This is a genomic window from uncultured Stenotrophomonas sp. (assembly GCF_913778665.1).
Taxonomy (GTDB): Bacteria; Pseudomonadota; Gammaproteobacteria; order Xanthomonadales; family Xanthomonadaceae; genus Stenotrophomonas.
Genome location: NZ_CAJYVQ010000011.1, coordinates 17435 through 36908, shown reverse-complemented (window position 1 = coordinate 36908; position 19474 = coordinate 17435). Strand labels below are relative to the sequence as shown.

Genomic DNA, 19474 nt, shown 5'->3' with positions numbered 1-19474 from the left:
GCTGCGCAAACATCGCCAGCGCCTTGTCCCATCTACCTTTTCGCGAGTCTACATGAGCACCAGCCTGCCCTCCCGCCACCAGCGCCTCGTCATCCTCGGTTCCGGCCCGGCCGGCTGGACCGCCGCCGTCTATGCCGCCCGCGCCAACCTGAAGCCGGTCGTCATCACCGGCCTGCAGCAGGGTGGCCAGCTGATGACCACCACCGAAGTGGACAACTGGCCGGGTGACGCCCACGGCCTGATGGGCCCGGACCTGATGGCGCGCATGCAGGCCCACGCCGAGCGTTTCGAGACCGAGGTCATCTTCGACCACATCCATACCGCCGACGTCTCCCAGCGCCCGTTCAAGCTGATCGGTGACAGCCACGAGTACACCTGCGATGCCCTGATCATTGCTACCGGCGCCACCGCCAAGTACCTGGGCATCCCGACCGAAGAGGCCTTCAAGGGCCGCGGCGTCTCCGCCTGCGCCACCTGTGACGGCTTCTTCTACCGCGACCAGGACGTGGTCGTGGTCGGTGGCGGCAACACCGCCGTGGAAGAGGCCCTGTACCTGTCCAACATTGCCCGCAAGGTCTACCTGGTCCACCGCCGCGATACCCTGAAGGCGGAAAAGATCATGCAGGACAAGCTGTTCAAGAAGGTGGCCGAAGGCAAGATCGAGACCGTCTGGCACCACCAGGTGGACGAAGTGCTGGGTAACGACGCTGGCGTGACCGGGGTGCGCGTGAAGTCCACCCTGGACGGCAGCACCCGCGACATCGATGCCCATGGCTTCTTCGTCGCCATCGGCCACCACCCGAACACCACCCTGTTCGACGGCCAGCTGGCGATGAACAATGGCTATCTGGAAATCCGCTCGGGCCTGGGCGGCAACGCCACCCAGACCTCGGTGGAAGGCGTGTTCGCCGCTGGCGACGTGGCCGACCAGCACTACCGCCAGGCGATCACCTCGGCCGGCTTCGGCTGCATGGCCGCGCTGGACGCCGAGCGCTTCCTGGATGCCGAGGGCAAGGCCAGCTGAAACGCTGACCTGCATCTGTAGCGTCGGGCCATGCTCGACTCAAACGAAGGGCCGACGCCATTGCGTCGGCCTTTTCGGTTCATCTGCCCTATCCTTCCCTCATGCCCTCCGCCCGCTTCATCAACGCCCTGCAGTCCATTCCCGCCAGCGACTGGGATGCCCTGCACGACGGCCTCAACCCGTTCGTCAGCCACGCCTTCCTCTCAGGCCTGGAACAGCACGGCTGCCTGCGCGAGGACTGGGGCTGGCAACCCCGGCACTTCACGCTCTGGGAAGGCAATTCTCTGATCGGCGCCATTCCGGGCTACCTGAAGACCAACTCGCATGGTGAGTTCGTGTTCGACCACGCCTGGGCCAACGCCTACGCCCGCCACGGCCGCGACTACTACCCGAAGTGGCTCGGTGCGGTGCCGTACTCGCCGGTGACCGGCCCACGGCTGCTGGCCCGTCACGATGCGCAGCGCGCGGCATTGCCGTCGGCCCTGCGCAAGGCGCTGCCGGCGCTGGGCGTGTCATCGGCCCACATCAATTTCCACACCGCCGCTGACGAGGGGGTGTTCGACGATGACTGGCTGCTGCGCGAGGACGTGCAGTTCCAGTGGCAGAACCCGGGAGACTGGCACACGTTCGAGCAGTTCCTCGCCGCGATGGACCACAAGCACCGCAAGAACATCCGCCAGGAGCGTGCCAAGGTCGCGCGCCAGGGCATCAGCTTCCGCGTGGTGCATGGCGACCAGGCCAGCCGCGCGGATCTGCAGGCGATGTATCGCTTCTACCTGCAGACCTTCCTCGAATACGGCAATGCGCCGGCACTGACCGACGCGTTCCTGTGCCATCTGGCTATCGCACTGGGGCGTGGCCTGGTGCTGTTCCTGGCCGAGCAGGACGGCGAGCCGATTGCCGGTGCGCTGTGCCTGCGCGGCGGCGACACGCTGTATGGCCGCTACTGGGGCGGCGCCACCCTGCCCGGCCTGCACTTCGAAGCCTGTTACTACCAGGGCATTGAGTACTGCCTGCGCGAAGGCCTGAGCCGTTTCGAGCCGGGCGCGCAGGGAGAGCACAAGCTGGCGCGCGGCTTCCTGCCGACGCGGGTGCGCAGCCGTCACTGGGTGGCCGATCCGGAGTTCGCGCAGGCATTGCAGGACTGGTGCCGACAGGAGCGCCGCGATGTGCAGCGTTACCAGCAGGAACTGCAAGAGCACAGCCCGTTCCGCGCGGAACCGTAGCGTCGAGCTTGCTCGGCTGACATACCAGTACTCGACCGATGTGCCAACCAAGGCTGGCACCTGCCGGAGAAGGTTCGCATCTGCCACAGACTGCGCTCGCTACAATCATCCGCATGACACGCCAGCTGCCCTGGCGCCTGGCCGATACGCCGGACGCGCCCTTCCCTCCGGCCGAAACCGCGCTGCGCCAGCCTGACGGCCTGCTCGCCGTCGGTGGCGACCTGCACCCGGTGCGCCTGCTCAACGCGTATGCGGGGGGCATCTTTCCGTGGTTCAGCGAGGGCGAACCGATCCTGTGGTGGTCGCCTGACCCGCGCATGGTGTTCCGCACCGATGGCGTGCACCTGTCCAGCCGCTTCCGCCGCCAGCTGCGTAGCTGCGACTGGGAGGTGACTGCCGACACCGCGTTTGGCCAGGTGATGCGCGCCTGCGCCGCCGCGCCGCGGCCCGGCCAGGACGGTACCTGGATCAGCCCGGCCATGATCGAGGCCTACAGCCAGCTGCACGACCTCGGCTTTGCCCATTCCTTCGAAGTCTGGGACCGGCAGACGCTGGTCGGCGGCATCTATGGGGTGGCGATCGGATCGATGTTCTTCGGCGAGAGCATGTTCAGCGGTGCCAGCGGCGGCTCCAAGATCGCGCTGGCCGCGTTGGCGGCCACGCTTGGCGGCTGGGGCTGGCCGATGATCGATGCCCAGGTGGAGAATCCACACCTGCTGCGGATGGGCGCCACGCATCTGCCGCGCGCAGCGTTTCTCGATCACGTGCGCCAGGCGGTGCGCAACAAGGGCCGTGAAGGCCCGTGGACGCAGGCGGTGGGACGCGTGCCGGCTCGGCGTTTGGCAGGGAGTTAACACAAACTTTGCAAGCTGGCCTCGTCACGCGTAAAATACCGCGCCTTAGGCCCAGCGTGGCCGTTTTCTGAACCGCACAGGACTACATGTCGAAAGACGATTCCATCGAGTTCGAGGGCACCGTCAGCGAGACGCTGCCGAACACCACTTTCCGCGTTCGTCTGGAAAATGGGCACGAAATCATCGCCCACATCTCCGGCCGCATGCGCAAGAACTACATCCGCATCCTTACCGGTGACCGGGTCAAGGTTGAAATGACCCCGTACGACCTGACCAAGGGCCGTATCACCTACCGCATGAAGTAAGCGGTCGGCGCCTGGCGCCACTTCAACAAGGCCAGCCCTGGTTGCTGGCCTTTTGTCATGCGCGGACTCCGGCCCTGCCGGAGGTCATCGTGACCGAACTCACCATGGCGTCAGTCAGCCCCGCTTGCGGCAGATTCGCATTTGCGCCTGCGTCGGCATCGTGGGATCCGATCCAGTCCGGATCGCCACCCCCCGCCCGACCATGAACGCCCTGCTCCCGCATGTCCTGCTGCAGGCAGTTCTGCTGGCCAGCCTCCCCCTGTCGGCATCCGCTGCCGAACCCGCAAAGCCCACCGCCCCGGCGGACTGCATCGCCGTCGGCGCCGACAGTGATATCCGCGCGTCCAGCACCGAGCGCGAAGTGCTGCTGCGCGACGGCGACAACCACTATCGGGTGCACCTGCAGAAGCGCTGTCTCGGCGCTGCTGCCTCGGCCAGCTACGTGTTCTTCACGCCCAACACGCCCGAGCGGATCTGTGGCGATGCCCGCAGCACGCTGCGCACCGACAGCAACCATTGCGGCGTGACCCGGATCGAGCCGATCGATGCGGCGACCTTCAAGCGACTGGCCCAACAGGGGCGCTGAGCGACGGAAACAACAAGGGCGGCCGAAGCCGCCCTTGTTCCCTTCTGCACCCGGCATGCACCCCGGGGCAGGCTTATTCCACCGTCGCCGGCAACAGGCGCTCCGGCTCAGCCTGGGTTTCGACCACCAGCTCGTCATCGCGGACATCGATGCTGACCTTGCCGCCATTGACCAGCTTGCCGAACAGCAGTTCGTCGGCCAGCGGACGCTTGATCCTGTCCTGGATCACACGGGCCATCGGACGGGCACCCATCAGCGGATCGAAGCCATGATGGGCCAGCCAATCGCGGGCGGTCGGGGTGGCCGACAGGCTGACATGCTTGTCCTGCAGCAGCATTTCCAGCTCGATCAGGAACTTGTCGACCACACGCAGGATGTGCTCGAAGCCCAGTGCCTGGAATTGCACCACCGCATCAAGACGGTTGCGGAACTCCGGGGTGAAGGCGCGACGGATGGTCTCCATCGCGTCGGTGGCATGGTCCTGCTTGGTGAAGCCGATCGAGCGCCGCGAGGCCTGCGCCGCGCCGGCATTGGTAGTCATCACCAGCACCACGTTCTTGAAGTTCGCCTCGCGACCGTTGGTATCGGTCAGCACGCCGCGGTCCATCACCTGCAACAGGATGTTGAAGATGTCCGGGTGCGCCTTTTCTATTTCGTCCAGCAGCAGCACGCAGTGCGGCGTCTTGACGATCTTCTCGGTCAGCAGGCCGCCCTGGTCAAAGCCGACGTAACCCGGAGGGGCGCCGATCAGGCGGCTGATCGAATGCGGCTCCATGTATTCGGACATGTCGAAGCGGACCAGTTCGATGCCCAGCTGCAGCGCCAGCTGCTTGGTCACCTCGGTCTTGCCGACACCGGTCGGACCGGCGAACAGGAAGTTGCCGATCGGCTTTTCCGGGTTGCCCAGGCCCGAACGGGCCAGCTTGATCGCCGAGGACAGCGTCTCGATGGCCGGGTCCTGGCCGAAGATCACCATCTTCAGGTTGCGCTCCAGGTGCTGCAGCACATCCTTGTCGGTGGCGCTGACCTGCTTGGCCGGAATGCGCGCCATCTTGGCGACGATCGCCTCCACTTCCTCGACGTCGATCAGCTCCTTGCGCTGGCCTTCCGGAAGCAGCCGCTGACGGGCGCCGGCCTCATCGATCACGTCGATGGCCTTGTCCGGCAGCAGGCGGTCGCCGATGTGCTTCACCGACAGGTCCACCGCCGCCTGCAGCGCCTCGTCGGAATAGGTCACACCGTGGTGCAGCTCGTACTTGGATTTCAGCCCCTGCAGGATCTCGTAGGTCTCGCCGACAGTCGGCTCGACGATGTCGATCTTCTGGAAGCGGCGGGCCAGCGCCCGATCCTTCTCGAAGATGCCACGGTATTCCTGGAAGGTGGTCGAACCGATGCAGCGCAGCTCGCCCGAGGCCAGCGCCGGCTTGATCAGGTTGGAGGCGTCCATGGTGCCACCCGACGCGGAACCGGCACCGATGATGGTGTGGATCTCGTCGATGAACAGCACCGCGTTGGGTACCTTCTTCAGTGCGGTCAGCACGCTCTTCAGGCGCTTCTCGAAATCGCCGCGGTACTTGGTGCCCGCGACCAGCGCGCCCAGGTCCAGCGAGTAGATCACCGCGTCGGCCAGCACATCGGGCACCGAACCTTCGATGATGCGGCGGGCCAGGCCTTCGGCGATGGCGGTCTTGCCCACGCCGGCCTCACCCACGTACAGCGGGTTGTTCTTGCGGCGGCGGCACAGGACCTGGATGGTGCGCTCGATCTCGTCGGCACGGCCGACCAGCGGGTCGATGCGCCCGGCCCGGGCCTGCTCGTTGAGGTTGCTGGCGAACTCGGTCAGGGCATCACCCTTTGGCTCGCCTTCCCCGCCTTCCATGCGGCCTTCGCCCTCGGAGGACGAGGACGGCTGCTCGCCCTCCTCGCCCAGCTTGGCGATGCCATGGGACAGGTAATTGACTACATCCAGCCGGGTCACATCCTGCTGGTTGAGGTAATAGACGGCATGGGAGTCCTTCTCGCCGAAGATGGCGACCAGCACATTGGCGCCGGTGACTTCCTTCTTGCCCGAGGACTGCACGTGGTACACGGCCCGCTGCAGCACGCGCTGGAAGCCCAGTGTCGGCTGGGTGTCACGACCATCGTCTTCGGCCAGACGGGACACCGACGCCTCGATGGCCTGCTCCAGCTCCTGGCGCAGGCGTTCGGCGTCGGCTCCGCAGGCCTTCAGAACGGCCTGGGCAGACGGGTTGTCGAGCAGTGCCAACAGCAGGTGTTCGACCGTCATGAACTCATGCCGGGCCTCACGGGCGCGCTTGTAGCACTGGCCGATGGTGTGTTCGAGGTCTTTGCTGAACATGGATTACTCCGGCGGCAGATGGGGACAATATGCGGCCTGACTACGCGATTTCCATCACCCTAGCGGATTGCAGCGTTCAGATGGCGTTAGCAGTACCGATTGCTTGAACTTCATTCACTCCAGGACAGACCAACCGGCATGAGCGAACCCTACCTGAGCCGATGGCGATTGCGACGTGATGGCCCGGCCATCCAGACACCCCGCGCCCAGCTCTGGCCGGTACTGACCCACGCCGGCGAGCCGGCGATGCTGAAGCTCAGCAGCGAGCCCGAGGAGCAGAACGCGTACCGGCTGCTGCGCTGGTGGGAGGGCGACGGCGCCGCCAGGCTGCTGGCCCATGAAGGCCCAGCGATCCTGATCGAGCGCGCCCGCGGCGATTCGCTGCGGCAACGTTCGATCGACGGCGGCGACGACACCTGCACCACGATCCTGTGCCAGGTCCTGCAGCGGCTGCACCGGCCCCGGAACGCGCCGCCAGCGGAACTGGTCTGCCTGCGTACATGGTTCGCCGACCTGCTGCAGCCAAGAGCGAGGCTGCCGCCACTGCTGGAACAGTGCAGATCACTGGCGGAGGCACTGCTGCAGGATTTTGCAGCAAGGCTGGAGCAGGTCAGTGCACTGGCTTGCCTGGAGCGCACCCGCCTGCTGCGCTGGATCGCGGCCAGCATGGGGCTGTCGGCGGTGTGGTTCCGCGACGATGGTGACCCGGCCGACATTGACGAGGCGGTGGCGACAATGGCGCTGGAGGCGCTGGCGCAGGAGTGACCCGCGGTGGGTGCCACCTTGGTGGCCCCCCTCCGGCAATCGGCATGCCCGGGCAAAACGCAGTCGAGCATGGCTCGACGCTACAAAAGGTCGGTCAGGCCTTTTCCATCGTGCACAGCAGCGGGTGCTGGTTCATCCGCGAGTACTCGTTGACCTGTGCAACCTTGGTCTCGGCCACTTCGCGGGTGAAGACCCCGCACACCCCGCGGCCACGGGTATGCACGTGCAGCATCACTTGCGTGGCCTTGTCCAGGTCCATGCTGAAGAACTGCTGCAGCACGTCCACCACGAAGTCCATCGGGGTGTAGTCGTCGTTGAGCAGCATCACCTGGTAGAACGGCGGTGGCGCCACTTCCGGGCGCGCGGGCTCCACGGCGACGCCGTGCTCGTGGTGGGAATCGGGGGAAGACTCGTGGGGCATCTGCCCATTATAGAGGTTGCGCCGGGCCTGCGTCGGCCCGCCGCAGATTGGACGGCACGGACGCCCACCGTCACAATTGCATCTTCTTTCAAACCTGCTTCACAGGATCTTCATGAAAAGGACTCTTCTCCCCGCCCTGCTGATCGCGCTGACCGCTGCTGGCCCTGCCGCCGCCGCGCCCGAGGCCGACAAGGCAGTGGCCCGCCACCTGGACAAGCTGGGCTACACCTATGAAGTCGACGAGGATGGCGACTACCGCATGGTGTTCGATGTCGAGGGTGACCGCACCCAGATGGTCTACGTGCGCTCGGCGGTGGAAGATTTCGGCACCCACAACATCCGCGAGATCTGGTCGCCGGGCTACAGCGCCAAGACCAAGCAGTTCCCGGTGGCCGTGGCCAACCGCCTGCTGGAAGACTCGCAGGACGCCAAGATGGGCGGCTGGGTGAAGCAGGACACCACGGCGATGTTCGTGGTGAAGATCGATGCCGATGCCACCGCCGACCAGCTCAGCGACGCCATCGATGCGGCTATCCGCACCGCCGACGCGATGGAGCTGGAACTGACCAAGAAGGACGAGTTCTGAGTTGAACGCCACACCCGACCCGCGCTGGGCACCGCACGCCACTGTCGCCACGGTGGTGATCGACGGCGGCCGCGTGCTGCTGGTCGAAGAGACCATCGATGGCCGCCCGGTGCTGAACCAGCCGGCCGGCCACCTCGAGCCGGGCGAAACCCTGGCCGAGGCGGCCCTGCGCGAGACCGTCGAGGAGACCGGCTGGACGGTGCAGCTGACCCATTTCATCGGCTGCTACCAGTGGACCGCCGGCGATGGCACCGCCTTCCTGCGCTTCTGCTACGCCGCACGCCCACTCTCGCACGACCCGGCACGGCCGCTGGATGCCGGCATCGACCGCGCGCTGTGGCTGACCCCGACCGAGCTGCAGGCGGCCGGTGAGCGCCAGCGCAGCCCGCTGGTGTGGCAGGTGGTGGCCGATTACCTGGGTGGCCAACGCCATCCGCTTTCGCTGGTCCGGGAGGTCGCATGAGCACCCCACGCGTGATGGTTGGCGTCTCCGGCGGCGTCGATTCCTCGGTCGCCGCCTGGCGGCTGGTGCAGCAGGGCGAGGCCGTGGCCGGCCTGTTCATGCAGAACTGGGCCGACGACGGCAGTGGCGAGTGCCGCGCCGAGGACGATCGCCGCGACGCGGTGGCCGTGTGCGGACTGCTCGGCATTCCGTTCCACTTCCGCGATTTTTCCAGCGAGTACTGGCAGGGCGTGTTCGAGCACTTCCTGGCCGAATACGCCGCCGGCCGCACGCCGAACCCGGACGTGCTGTGCAACCGCGAGGTCAAGTTCAAGCACTTCCTGGACGCCGCCCGCGAGCTGGGCGCCGAGCGCATCGCCACCGGCCACTACGCGCGGGTGACCCAGCGCGGCCACCAGTGGCTGCTGCTGCGCGGCGCCGACCGTTCCAAGGACCAGAGCTATTTCCTGCATCAGCTCGGCCAGGAGCAGCTGGCGGCGACGCTGTTCCCGATTGGCGACCTGGAAAAGAGCGACCTGCGCCGGATCGCGCGTGACGTCAGCCTGCCGACCCACGCCAAGAAGGACTCCACCGGCATCTGCTTCATCGGCGAGCGCGACTTCCGTGAGTTCCTCGGCCGCTACCTGCCGGCCAAGCCCGGCCAGATCCTCGACCCGGCCGACGGCAGCGTGATCGCCGAACATCCGGGCGTGTTCTATTTCACCCTGGGCCAGCGCGAGGGCCTGAACATCGGCGGCGTGCGTGGCCGTCCTGCCGCGCCGTGGTATGTGGTCGGCAAGGACGTGGCCAGCAACGTGCTTTACGTGGACCAGGACCGTGAAAGCCCGTGGATGCTGTCCGAGCGCCTGCGATCGGAGGCCGCGCACTGGATTGCCGGCTCGCCGCCGGCACGGCGCTTCGAATGCACCGCGCAGACCCGCTACCGCCAGCCCGACGAGCCGTGTACGGTCGACGTGCTGGACGACGGCAGCGTGCTGGTCACCTTCGCGCGCCCGCAACGCGCCGTTACCCCCGGTCAATCACTGGTGTTGTATGACGGTGATGTGTGCCTGGGTGGCGCGGTGATCGCCGCCACCGATGCGCCGCTGGAGCAGCGCTTGCGCACCACCCCTTCTCCTTTTGAGGTAATCGCTGCATGAGTTTCACTGTCGACGACCGCGTCCTGGCCCTGGCCGGCATTGCCCAGGCCCTGCAGCAGGTACGCCGTATCGCCGATACCGGCCATTCCGATGCCGCCGCCGTGCGCACGGCCGTGGACAGCGTGTTCCGGGTTGATGCGTCCTCGCCGCAGGAGGTCTTCGGTGACAGTCACGCACTGAAGGCGGGCCTGCGCCTGCTGCACAACTACTTCCGCAGCCAGGGCCAGGATCCGGTGCTGCCCAAGCTGGCGCTGTCGGTGCTGCAGCTTGAGCGCCGCTTCGTGCAGGACGGCGCCACCGTGAACAAGGTCGCCTCCGGCATCGAGCGCGCCCAGCGCCAGGCCGCCGAGCTGGGCGACAGCGGCCACCCGGACGTGCTGGCCAACCTGGGTGGCCTATACGCGGACACCATCAGCCACCTCAAGCCGCGGGTGATGGTCCAGGGCAACCCGCACTACCTCGGGCAGGCCGGTGTGGTCGCTGAGATCCGCGCGCTGCTGCTGGCTGCGGTGCGCTCTGCGGTGCTGTGGCGGCAGCTGGGCGGCAGCTACTGGGACTTCCTGTTCAGCCGCAAGGCGATGATCGAGGCTGTGGATCGGCAGCTGGCCTGAGGGTGCTGGCTTGAGCCCTGGATGCGGATCCTTCTCCGGCACGGAAAGGGCTCTGCCCCCGGAGCCGCCAAGGCGCCGGAAAACCGGCGCATTCAGAATGCACTTCAAGGCACATCGACGTTAAAGAGAAGGGGGGCACGGCCGATACATCCTCCGTGCACCTCCCGAGAACGTCCATGTACTCACGCATTTTCATCCGTCTGGCCGCCCCCCTGGCTCTGACCCTGCTGCTCCCCTTCGCCATCGGTTTCGAATGGCCGGCCGCCCTGCGCTGGGCGATCCTGACCACGATGACGCTGAGCTGGCTCGGCTTTGCGTGGTGGACCACCCGCGCCCAGGCGCACCGCTCCCCGGAACATGCCCGCGTCCTGCGTGAGCAGGATCAGCTGCTGACCGAACTGCGCAACTTCGTAGGCAACGAGATCGACGGATCTCGTGGCGAAGTGGAACGCGCCCGTGACCTGATCCGCCAAGCCGTTTCCAGCCTCGGCGGCAGCTTCGATGCAATGAACCGCAAGTCGCGCCAGCAGAGCCAGGCGCTGTCGCGCATCGTCGACCGCGCCGGCGATGAAGGCGGCGCCGGCCTTGACGTTGCCCGTTTCGCCCAGCACGCCAGCCATCGCATGGAGCAGCTGGTGGAAGCGCTGGAACAGGTCAGCGGCCAGAGCAGCGCCACCGTGCAGCACATCGACCAGATGGCACAGCACCTGGATGGCATCTTCGCGCTGCTGGAAGATGTCAAGTCGATCGCCGACCAGACCAACCTGCTGGCCCTGAACGCCGCCATTGAAGCGGCGCGCGCCGGTGAAGCCGGTCGTGGCTTCGCCGTGGTCGCCGATGAGGTCCGCAACCTGTCCGAGCGCTCGACCACCTTCAACGAGCAGATCCGCAAGCTGGCGCACAGCTCCAAGGACGCCATCGCCAAGGTCCGCGAGACGGTCTCGCACATGGCCTCGCGCGATATGGACCGTTCCCGCGAAGCGCGCCAGGAAGCCGCTGCGATGCTCGACAACGTCGCGCAGATCAATGCCTCGCTGGGCGACGGCATGCGCGAAGTGTCCGACTGCGCCCGTTCGATCGATGGCAGCGTGGCCGAAGCCGTGCGCGCCCTGCAGTTTGAAGACATCGCCACCCAGGCCCTGGGCGGCGTGCACACCCACCTGGACCGCCTGACCGCCATCAATCGAGAAGCGGTGGCCCTGCAGGAGCTGCTGCACCGCAATGGCGGCGTGTTCGACGAAGAGATCGCCACCGCCCTGCAGCGCACCGGCAGCCGCCTGCGCGAACTGCGCAGCGAGTGGGAACGCCCGCCGCACAAGCCGGTTGCCCAGCAGAGCATGGGCGCCGGCACCGTCGAGCTGTTCTGATCCTGATGTCCGCTGCCGTTGCCGGCAGCCCGCAAGGCCCCGGTTCGCCCGGGGCCTTTGCCTGTACCCTGCCGTTGGATGCATCCTGTACGCGCACCATGACCCTGATCCGCGCCCTGCCCCCTCTGACCGATACCGAGCGCCCGCGCAACGCGAGCGTGCGTGAGCAGCTGCAACAGCTGGAAGAGGTCGCCCGCGAAGAGATCCGCGAACTGCAGCAGCTGGCCGATGCGCGCCCGGCGCCTTGCCGCGCGGACGAGGCACTGCTGGGGCTGGCGTGGGACCTGGGGCTGGATGGCGAAGCGTTGAGGTAGATCCACGCCATGCGTGGATGGGTGGCGCCGCATGGCATGATGCCCCCGTTCCGCTCATGGAAGACCGATGGCCATCGCCCTGATCGCAGTACTGCTGATCGAGACAGTCCTTCTGACGGCCTGGGTGGCCGGCTATTTCAGCCGGGGCATCACCCTGTTCAATGAACGCATCGCGGCGTCGCCGGCCATGCAGGCCCGGCTCCATCTGGGCAGCCTGGAACGTGACCTGCCGCAGGACAGATGGCTGCACTTGGCCTTCCATGCACTGCCCGACGGCAGCATGGCGTTCCGCGAGAGCTTCGCGCCGAGCTTCGGCCTGCGCTACTTCCCGGTGATGCGAGGACGCATCATGCTCGACGCACGGCGGCACGAGGTGCGGGTGATCGGCCTGTGCAGCTGGTTCGTGGCGATCCTGTCGCTGCTGCTGTTGCCGCTGGTGGCCATGCGTCCGATGGTGGCACCGCTGCTGCTGGCACTGCCGCTGTTCCTGGCCAGCTATCTGGTCCAGAAGCGGCGCTATGGTGCCATCGTCGAGGCCTTGCGCATGCAGCTGAAGTCGGAGTTCCCGAGCTAGATCCACACCACGCGTGGAGGGCCGCATGTGCAGGCATTGGTGCCGACCAACGGTCGGCACCTGCCGGCGTCGGGGTTTCTCAGCCCACCAGCACCACTTCGCCGCTGGCGTCGGTGCGCGCCGAGGCCGGCAGGGGCTGGCGCAGCCACTGCGCCAGGTCGCGCGGGCTGAGCGGGCGCGAGTACAGGTAACCCTGAATCTCGTCGCAGCCCTGGCGACGCAGCATGTCTTCTTCCTGGTGCGTTTCCACGCCCTCGGCCACCACCTTCATGCCCAGCGCGTGGCCCAGATGCACGATCGCCTGGGTCACTTCGGCCGTGCCCGAATCGTGCAGCATGCCCTGCACGAAACTGCGGTCGATCTTCAGGCGCCCGACCGGGAAGCGGTTGAGGTAGTTGAGGTTGGAGAAGCCGGTACCGAAGTCGTCCACCGCCAGCGGCACACCGTGCCGTTCCAGCACGTCGAAGCAGTGGCGCAGGACGTCGGTGTCACGGATCAACGCGGATTCGGTCAGCTCCAGCTCCAGCCGCTGCGGCGGCCAGCCGTGGGCATGGCAGATCTCGATCACGCGCTCGGCAAAGCCGCGGTCGCGCAGCTGTACCGCTGAAACATTCACTGCGATGCGGTCGAAGCGCAGTCCTGCGCGGTCCCAGGCGGTGGCCTGGCGGCAGGCCTCGTTCAGTACCCAGTCGCCGATCCGTACGATCTCGCCGCATTTCTCTGCGATGGGAATGAACTCGGCCGGGCTGCAGTAGCCGATACCCGGCCGATGCCAGCGCAGCAGCGCTTCGATCGCCGGCGGCTCGCCGTGGTGGGCGTGCAGCAGTGGCTGGTAGGCCAGGCTGAACTCTTCGCGCTCGATCGCGCCGTGCAGGCCGTGTTCCAGCTCAAGCCGTCGCTGGATGCGGGCCAGCGCATCTTGGCTGTAATACTGATAGGTGTTGCGGCCAGCTTCCTTGGCCGCGTACATGGCAGCGTCGGCAGCGCGCAGCAATGAATCGAAGTCGGTCTGTGCATCGCCCAGCATTGCGATGCCGACGCTGGCGCCGACCTTCAGCGTGGTGTCGCCGCGACGCAGCGGCTCGGCCAGCGAGGCGATCAGCTTGCGTGCGACGTGGCCGGCGTCCTCCGGCTCGGCCAGGTCACGCAGCACGACGATGAACTCGTCGCCGCTGAAGCGGCCGAACAGATCGTTGTTGCGCAGGTTCTGGTGCAGGCGGGTGGCAGCGGCCTTCAACAGCGCATCGCCGGTAGCGTGGCCGAAGCTGTCGTTGATGGTCTTGAAGCCGTCCAGGTCGATGAACAGCATCGCCAGCGAAGTGCCGCGGTCGCGTGCTTCCTCGATGGCTTCGGCGGTCTGCTCGCCGAGCAGGACGCGGTTCGGCAGGCCGGTCAGCAGATCGTAGTGGGCCAGCAGTTCGATGCGCTCATTGGCTTCGCGCTCACGGGTGATGTCACGGAACAGCACCACGAAGCGCGGCGGCAGCCCATCACGACGGTCCAGCTCGACCAGCACCTGCACCCAGACGCGCAGGCCGGACTGGCGATAGAAACACAGGTCCAGCTGTTCAGGCAGACCGCCATTGGCGATACGTACCAACGCCGCTTCAAAGGCGTTGCGTGAGTCCTCGGTGTACAGCGCCAGCGCCTGGTCGAGGGTGATCGGCTCCTTGCGCAGGCCGTGGATGCGGTAGCACTCCTCGGTCCACTGCATGTGCCGGGTCTGCACCTCGATCTCGCAGCCACCGATGCGGCCCAGCGCGGAAACCCGGTTGAGCAGTTCGGTGCGCCAGCGGATCAGCGCATCGGTCTGGTGCTGCTCGGTGATGTTCTGTACCTGGCCCAGCAGGCGCTTGGGCTGCCCATCCATGTCCAGCAGCGGCTGCATCCACAACCGCAGGTGCTGCGAGGGCTCGCTGCCGCGGGTCAGTTCCAGTTCGAGATTGGCGGCGCGGCCATCGCGCCACAGCCGCCGCCAGGCCGCGCGCAACGCACCGCGCGAGCGGGGATGCAGCTGTTTCAACCAGCGCCGCTGGCCAGGCACGGCACCCTGCTCCAGCGCCAGCAGCGAACGCAGTTCCGGCGACCACCAGAAATGGCCCGTAGTGGGGTCGAACGACCAGCTGCCCATGCTGGCGATGCGCTGCGCCTCGCTCAGGTGCAGCTGCTGTTCCTGCAGCAGCGATTCAAGCTGCTTCTGTTGCTCGATATCGGTATGCGTGCCGACCATGCGCAACGGTTGGCCGTCGGCGGTTCGCGCCACCACGCGGCCACGGTCGAGCACCCAGCGCCACTGGCCATCGGCCTGGCGGAAGCGGAACTGGGCGCTGTACTGCTCGCTGTGTCCACGAAGGTGCTCGTCCAGCGCCGCGCGTACCTGCACGATGTCCTCGCTGTGCACGCGTGACAGCATTCCGGTGGCCATCTCGTCACCGAGCGCCGGGGTCCTGGCCACGCGGTCGCTGGGAATATCCCAGTCCCACAGGCTGTGGCCAGCACTGTCCAGTGCCAGCTCCCACCGCCCACCGCCATCGACCGGTGCCGGCTCGGGAATGCTCAGCGTGAAGGCCAGCAGGTTGCCGGCGCCGTCATGCACCGCACGCAGGTGGCCGTCGTAGTGGCCACGTGGGCCGCCCGGCAACGTACACGCCACGATGCCACCATCAGCGGCCATCAGGCGCAGATCTTCCAGCATCGGCGCATACGCTGCCACGGTAGCCGGCAACCCATGCTCGCGCGCAGCCGGATTGGCGGCCAGGGGGCGCCCGGTACGGTCGACGATGACCAGAGCCGAAGCAAGCGGGTGCTGCAGCAGGCTGGCGATGATCCCTTGGTCCACGCGATCTTGCTCCGGATGACACGCCCGTCAGCGGGGCACGCAGTGGTTAACGGCGCCTGCGGCGGATAATTGAGTGGTCAGGGCACACCTGCGCGGTAAGATGGCCGGCGCCCCTTTCATCCACGCCGTCCATGCCCGCAGAACCGACCGGCAACGCCCCTGTTCCAGACCCGCGGATGGCGCAGGCGCTGAGCCGTGACCGGCGGCGGGTGGTGCTGAGCTACCTGGTGATGGCACTGGCCTGGATGATCGCGTCCGACAGCGCCGTGCAGGCACTGGTGCCCGACCCGCAACAGGCCGCGGTCTGGCAGGGCGTGAAGGGCTCGTTCTTCGCGCTCGCCAGTGCCGGCCTGCTGTATCTGCTGCTGCGCCCGCTGGCCGAGCATGTGCTGCACACCCACGCCCGTCAGCAAGCCTCCGAGCTGCGTCTGCGGCAGATGTTCGAGGGCAATCCTGGCCCGATCCTGGTCTACGACCTGGATACGCTGGCCATCCTCGACGCCAACCCCGCCGCCTGCAGCACCTTCGGCTGGGAGCGCGACGAACTGCTGGAACAGACCATCGACGCGCTGTGGCCGCCGGGCCAGGACCAAGCCCTGCAGACCAAACTGGAAGCGATCCGCGAAGCGCCGGAGGAGCTGTGCATCCTGCGCACGCAGCTGCAGCTGCGCGATGGCAGCCTGCGCCAGATGGAACTGCGCTCCAATGCCATCAGCTACGACGGCCACAACGCGCGCCTGCTGATCGCCATTGACCGCACCGCCGAAGACCTGGCGCAGCTGCGTCGCGACCAGGCGCTGGCGCGCGTGGAAGAGGCGCATGAGCTGGCCCGCATCGGCGCCTGGGAACTGGACCCGTCCAGCGGCTTGGGCCGCTACTCCAACCAGGTCTATCGCCTGCTTGGGCGGCGCCCGCCCGAGGCCCGGCGCTGGCACCGTTTTGACGAACTGCTGGTACCGGCCGATCCGGCCACCGCGGCCCAGACCGAGCAGCTCCTGGCCGATCTGTGCTCGGGCGACACGGTGCAGGTGGACGTGCTGCTGCCACTGCTGTCGATGGATGGCCGCGCATTGACGGTGCACCTGCGCGCCACCAGTGGCCTTGATGAGGCCGGCCGCGATCGCGTGCTGGGTACCCTGCAGGACGTGACCGAGCATGAACAGTCGCGGCGCCTGCTGCGCGAGCGCGAGGAACAGTTCCGCGAACTGGTGCGGGTGCTGCCCGATGGCGTGGTGATCCTTTCCGACGAACACGTGCTGTACACCAACGCCTGGGCCGCCAGCCTGTTCGGCTATGGCACCCACACCCTGCTGGGCGAGCCGCTGTCGGCACTGGTGGCGGCCACCGACCTGGCACGCGTGCGCAGCCAGCTGCGGGTCGGGCAGCCGCACCTGGGTCCCGGGCACAGCAGCGTGGTGGCGATGCAGCGTGCGGATGGACGCAGCTTCCAGGCCGGGCTGGCCGTGGGCGAAGTGCGCTACGGCGGGCGCGACTGCAAGCTGCTGATCGTGCGCGACCTGAGCGATGCCGAGCGCACCCGCAGCGCACTGGAAACCAGCAACCGCGAACTGCAGGCGATGGCCGGCCGGCTGTTCTCGCTGCAGGAGGACGAGCGCCGTGCGATCTCGCGCGATCTGCACGACGACATCGGCCAGGCGATCACCGCGATCAAGCTATCGGCGTGTGCCGCACAGGAAGAGGACGACCCGCAGCGCCGCGCCGAGGACCTCGCGCAGATCGTCGGGCTGGCCGACACCACCGTGGCCAAACTGCGCGACATCTCCACCCTGCTGCGCCCGCCACAGCTGGACGCGCTGGGGCTGGAAGCCGCGCTGAGCTGGCAGGCGCGCGTGCTGTTCCGCTCCTCACCGGTGGAACTGCTGGCCGAGATCGAGCCGCTGCCGCACCGCCCCGACAACAGCATTGAGCAGGCCTGTTTCCGCATCGCCCAGGAAAGCCTGACCAACGTGCTGCGCCATGCGCGCGCCAGCCAGGTGCAGCTGCAGCTGCGCGACGTCGGCCAGCGCGGGCTGCACCTGCAGATCCGCGATGATGGCGAGGGCTTCGACCCGGACGGACCGCGCGGACTGGGCCTGATCGTGATGCGCGAGCGCGCGCAGAGTGTCGGCGGCCATGTGCGGATCGAGTCCGCGCATGGCGAAGGCACCCTGATCGACGTCCATCTCCCCTACCAGGCGGCCAGCATGGCCGCCGTCGAGTCACCGGAATACTGAGCCTATGTGGAATCCCAACCTGCCCCCGGTCAGCATCGATGATGCCCCTGACCGCCTCGGCGCCGGCAACCCCGAGCTGCAGGCGATGGTCGCCGAGGCGGCGTCGGGCGGCACCACGCTGATGCTGATGCACGTGGATATCGACCATTTCGCCTCGGTCAACGAGAACATGAGCGCCGAAGTGGGTGACCAGGCCTTGGTACTGGTGGCGCAGCGGCTGCAGTCCTACCTGCGCGGGCGCGGCAAGCTGTGGCGCCACGGCAGTGACGAGTTCCTGATCGCGGTGCCGCGCACCGCTGACGTGCCGCTGCCGGAGGACTTCGCTGAAGAGATCCGCCAGCAGATGGAGCTGCCGCTGTCGGTGCTGCCGTACACGCTGTTCATGACCGGCAAGCTGGGAGTGAGCCTGTGCCCGGAACATGCCAGCAGCACCTCGCGCCTGCTGGACCATGCCGAGGACGCGCTGTACCAGGCCGCGCGCGAAGGCGGCAACGCGGTGCGCATCCATGCGGTGGACACGCCGCCGAGCGCGCACAGCGAGAGCATCATCGCGCGCCAGATCATCGATGCCATTCCCAATGGCGAGCTGAAACTGCGCTACCAGCCGCTGGTCAGCGCCCGCGATGGCCACGTGGTGGGCATGGAAGCGCTGCTGCGCTGGCAGTCCCCGACCCTGGGCATGCTTGTGCCTGAGCGTTTCATGCGAACTGCCGAGCGACTGGGCATCATCGTGCAGATCGGCACCTGGGTGCTGGAAGGCGCGCTGAAGCAGGCCCGGCTGTGGCGCGACCAGGGCTTCGACGACTTCACCATCGCTGTGAACGTGTCGACCCTGCAGCTGCTGCGCCCGAATTTCTTCGCCGAAGTGATGTCGCTGTTGCAGACCGCCGGCGTGCCGGCGCAGATGCTGACGCTGGAAATCAACGAAAGCGCGCTGACCAACAACGTCAACTTCGTGCATGAAACGCTGGCCAACCTGCGCAATGAAGGCATCAGCCTGAGCCTGGACAACTTCGGCACCGGCGATTCCAGCCTGAGTGCGCTGGTGCGCTATCCGGTGGACAAGCTGAAGATCGACCGCAGCTTCATCAAGAGCGCGCCGGCCGGCAACCGCGAGGCGGCCATCGCCCGCGCGATCATCGCCATGGGCCACCAGCTGGGCATGACCGTGATCGCCAACGGCGTTGAATCGCAGGCGCAGCTGGGCTTCCTGCGCCGCAACGACTGCGACGTGTTCCAGGGCTATCTGTTCGGCGAACCGATGTCGGCCGATGCCGCCGGCATGACCCTGCGCCGCCGCTACCTGCGCCCGGAGGCCTTCGCCGAGACCCGCCCGGACCGCACCCTGTTGCTGCTGGACGACGAGGAGAACGTGCTGCGCTCGCTGGTGCGGCTGTTCCGCCGCGATGGCTACCGCATCCTGGCGGCGGGCAACGTGCGCGATGCGTTCGACCTGCTGGCGATCAACGACGTGCAGGTGATCCTGTCCGACCAGCGCATGAGCGACATGAGCGGCACCGAATTCCTGGGCCGGGTGAAAATGCTGTACCCCGATACGATCCGCCTGGTGCTGTCCGGCTACACCGATCTGAACACGGTGACCGACGCGATCAACCGCGGCGCGATCTACCGGTTCCTGACCAAGCCGTGGAACGACGATGAGCTGCGCAAGCACATCCACCAGGCGTTCCGCACCTACGAGGAACAGCGCCGCAGCAATGGCGGGCCGGCACCGGTGGAAAGCGGAGAGGGTGGCGAGGACCGCTCGCCGCTGCGGTAACCCACCTGTAGAGCCGAGCAGGGCTCG

The 19474-nt window shown here is 67.0% G+C and carries 18 protein-coding genes; 15 read left to right on the top strand and 3 right to left on the bottom strand.

The features are described from left to right. The first annotated feature begins 52 nt into the window (after positions 1-52). From trxB to QZ853_RS15315, 5 genes are all read left to right on the top strand, one after another. Positions 53-1024, top strand: a complete 972-nt coding sequence (trxB, locus tag QZ853_RS15335; protein ID WP_295574940.1) for a thioredoxin-disulfide reductase — start codon at positions 53-55, stop codon at positions 1022-1024. 101 nt (positions 1025-1125) lie between these two features. Further along, positions 1126-2250, top strand: a complete 1125-nt coding sequence (locus QZ853_RS15330; RefSeq protein WP_295574937.1) for a GNAT family N-acetyltransferase — start codon at positions 1126-1128, stop codon at positions 2248-2250. A 113-nt stretch (positions 2251-2363) separates the two neighbouring features. Next, positions 2364-3104 (top strand): leucyl/phenylalanyl-tRNA--protein transferase, encoded by a 741-nt coding sequence (aat, locus tag QZ853_RS15325; protein WP_295574933.1) that lies wholly within the window; start codon positions 2364-2366, stop codon positions 3102-3104. 86 nt (positions 3105-3190) lie between these two features. Continuing rightward, positions 3191-3409: a translation initiation factor IF-1 gene (infA, locus tag QZ853_RS15320; protein ID WP_005409596.1), complete on the top strand. Its 219-nt coding sequence runs from the start codon at positions 3191-3193 to the stop codon at positions 3407-3409. A 202-nt stretch (positions 3410-3611) separates the two neighbouring features. Beyond that, on the top strand, positions 3612-3995 hold the full coding sequence (locus tag QZ853_RS15315; protein ID WP_295574930.1) for a hypothetical protein: 384 nt from the start codon (positions 3612-3614) through the stop codon (positions 3993-3995). Between the two features lie 73 nt (positions 3996-4068). On the opposite strand, the gene clpA is transcribed toward QZ853_RS15315, so the two are convergent. Continuing rightward, complete coding sequence (clpA, locus tag QZ853_RS15310; RefSeq protein WP_295574927.1) at positions 4069-6354, bottom strand: ATP-dependent Clp protease ATP-binding subunit ClpA; 2286 nt, start codon at positions 6352-6354, stop codon at positions 4069-4071. A gap of 138 nt (positions 6355-6492) precedes the next feature. Here clpA and QZ853_RS15305 point away from each other — a divergent pair, with 138 nt between their 5' ends. Beyond that, the gene (locus QZ853_RS15305; protein WP_295574923.1) at positions 6493-7119 is read left to right on the top strand and encodes an aminoglycoside phosphotransferase family protein; all 627 of its coding nucleotides are present in this window, start codon (positions 6493-6495) and stop codon (positions 7117-7119) included. A gap of 94 nt (positions 7120-7213) precedes the next feature. Here the strand turns inward: QZ853_RS15305 and clpS are convergent, their stop codons facing one another. Then, entirely contained in the window at positions 7214-7540 is a 327-nt protein-coding gene (gene clpS / locus QZ853_RS15300) for an ATP-dependent Clp protease adapter ClpS (protein ID WP_006444529.1), read from the bottom strand. A 112-nt stretch (positions 7541-7652) separates the two neighbouring features. Between clpS and QZ853_RS15295 the strand changes: the two genes are divergently transcribed. The 7 genes from QZ853_RS15295 to QZ853_RS15265 all read left to right on the top strand — a co-directional run bounded on the left by QZ853_RS15295 (position 7653) and on the right by QZ853_RS15265 (position 12594). Beyond that, complete coding sequence (locus QZ853_RS15295) at positions 7653-8126, top strand: hypothetical protein (protein WP_295574916.1); 474 nt, start codon at positions 7653-7655, stop codon at positions 8124-8126. A gap of 1 nt (position 8127) precedes the next feature. Next, entirely contained in the window at positions 8128-8589 is a 462-nt protein-coding gene (locus QZ853_RS15290) for an NUDIX hydrolase (RefSeq protein WP_295574913.1), read from the top strand. Next, positions 8586-9728, top strand: coding sequence for a tRNA 2-thiouridine(34) synthase MnmA (mnmA, locus tag QZ853_RS15285; protein ID WP_295574910.1), 1143 nt, complete (start codon positions 8586-8588; stop codon positions 9726-9728). Before QZ853_RS15290 ends, mnmA begins: the two co-directional genes overlap by 4 nt. Further along, on the top strand, positions 9725-10339 hold the full coding sequence (hflD, locus tag QZ853_RS15280; RefSeq protein ID WP_295574908.1) for a high frequency lysogenization protein HflD: 615 nt from the start codon (positions 9725-9727) through the stop codon (positions 10337-10339). The genes mnmA and hflD overlap by 4 nt, the downstream gene beginning before the upstream one ends. 176 nt (positions 10340-10515) lie before the next feature. Then, positions 10516-11706, top strand: coding sequence for a methyl-accepting chemotaxis protein (locus QZ853_RS15275; protein ID WP_295574906.1), 1191 nt, complete (start codon positions 10516-10518; stop codon positions 11704-11706). 98 nt (positions 11707-11804) lie between these two features. Further along, positions 11805-12020, top strand: coding sequence for a hypothetical protein (locus QZ853_RS15270; RefSeq protein ID WP_295574903.1), 216 nt, complete (start codon positions 11805-11807; stop codon positions 12018-12020). 67 nt (positions 12021-12087) lie between these two features. Then, positions 12088-12594, top strand: a complete 507-nt coding sequence (locus QZ853_RS15265) for a hypothetical protein (protein WP_295574901.1) — start codon at positions 12088-12090, stop codon at positions 12592-12594. 79 nt (positions 12595-12673) lie between these two features. Here the strand turns inward: QZ853_RS15265 and QZ853_RS15260 are convergent, their stop codons facing one another. Then, on the bottom strand, positions 12674-15433 hold the full coding sequence (locus QZ853_RS15260; RefSeq protein WP_295574898.1) for a GGDEF domain-containing phosphodiesterase: 2760 nt from the start codon (positions 15431-15433) through the stop codon (positions 12674-12676). A gap of 131 nt (positions 15434-15564) precedes the next feature. On the opposite strand from QZ853_RS15260, the gene QZ853_RS15255 reads away from it, so the two are divergent. Continuing rightward, complete coding sequence (locus QZ853_RS15255; protein ID WP_295574896.1) at positions 15565-17667, top strand: PAS domain-containing sensor histidine kinase; 2103 nt, start codon at positions 15565-15567, stop codon at positions 17665-17667. Positions 17668-17671: 4 nt separating this feature from the next. Further along, the gene (locus QZ853_RS15250; RefSeq protein ID WP_295574894.1) at positions 17672-19447 is read left to right on the top strand and encodes an EAL domain-containing protein; all 1776 of its coding nucleotides are present in this window, start codon (positions 17672-17674) and stop codon (positions 19445-19447) included. The last annotated feature ends 27 nt before the right edge of the window (positions 19448-19474 follow it).

What these genes read in the sequence shown, in the direction of transcription:
- QZ853_RS15315 (WP_295574930.1), top strand. Translation starts at nt 3,612, where the DNA reads ATGAACGCCCTGCTCCCGCATGTCCTGCTGCAGGCAGTTCTGCTGGCC.
- QZ853_RS15255 (WP_295574896.1), top strand. Translation starts at nt 15,565, where the DNA reads ATGCCCGCAGAACCGACCGGCAACGCCCCTGTTCCAGACCCGCGGATG.
- clpA (WP_295574927.1), bottom strand. Translation starts at nt 6,354, where the DNA reads ATGTTCAGCAAAGACCTCGAACACACCATCGGCCAGTGCTACAAGCGC.
- QZ853_RS15295 (WP_295574916.1), top strand. Translation starts at nt 7,653, where the DNA reads ATGAAAAGGACTCTTCTCCCCGCCCTGCTGATCGCGCTGACCGCTGCT.
- QZ853_RS15250 (WP_295574894.1), top strand. Translation starts at nt 17,672, where the DNA reads ATGTGGAATCCCAACCTGCCCCCGGTCAGCATCGATGATGCCCCTGAC.
- QZ853_RS15330 (WP_295574937.1), top strand. Translation starts at nt 1,126, where the DNA reads ATGCCCTCCGCCCGCTTCATCAACGCCCTGCAGTCCATTCCCGCCAGC.
- clpS (WP_006444529.1), bottom strand. Translation starts at nt 7,540, where the DNA reads ATGCCCCACGAGTCTTCCCCCGATTCCCACCACGAGCACGGCGTCGCC.
- aat (WP_295574933.1), top strand. Translation starts at nt 2,364, where the DNA reads ATGACACGCCAGCTGCCCTGGCGCCTGGCCGATACGCCGGACGCGCCC.
- hflD (WP_295574908.1), top strand. Translation starts at nt 9,725, where the DNA reads ATGAGTTTCACTGTCGACGACCGCGTCCTGGCCCTGGCCGGCATTGCC.
- QZ853_RS15305 (WP_295574923.1), top strand. Translation starts at nt 6,493, where the DNA reads ATGAGCGAACCCTACCTGAGCCGATGGCGATTGCGACGTGATGGCCCG.
- mnmA (WP_295574910.1), top strand. Translation starts at nt 8,586, where the DNA reads ATGAGCACCCCACGCGTGATGGTTGGCGTCTCCGGCGGCGTCGATTCC.
- QZ853_RS15265 (WP_295574901.1), top strand. Translation starts at nt 12,088, where the DNA reads ATGGCCATCGCCCTGATCGCAGTACTGCTGATCGAGACAGTCCTTCTG.
- infA (WP_005409596.1), top strand. Translation starts at nt 3,191, where the DNA reads ATGTCGAAAGACGATTCCATCGAGTTCGAGGGCACCGTCAGCGAGACG.
- QZ853_RS15275 (WP_295574906.1), top strand. Translation starts at nt 10,516, where the DNA reads ATGTACTCACGCATTTTCATCCGTCTGGCCGCCCCCCTGGCTCTGACC.
- trxB (WP_295574940.1), top strand. Translation starts at nt 53, where the DNA reads ATGAGCACCAGCCTGCCCTCCCGCCACCAGCGCCTCGTCATCCTCGGT.
- QZ853_RS15270 (WP_295574903.1), top strand. Translation starts at nt 11,805, where the DNA reads ATGACCCTGATCCGCGCCCTGCCCCCTCTGACCGATACCGAGCGCCCG.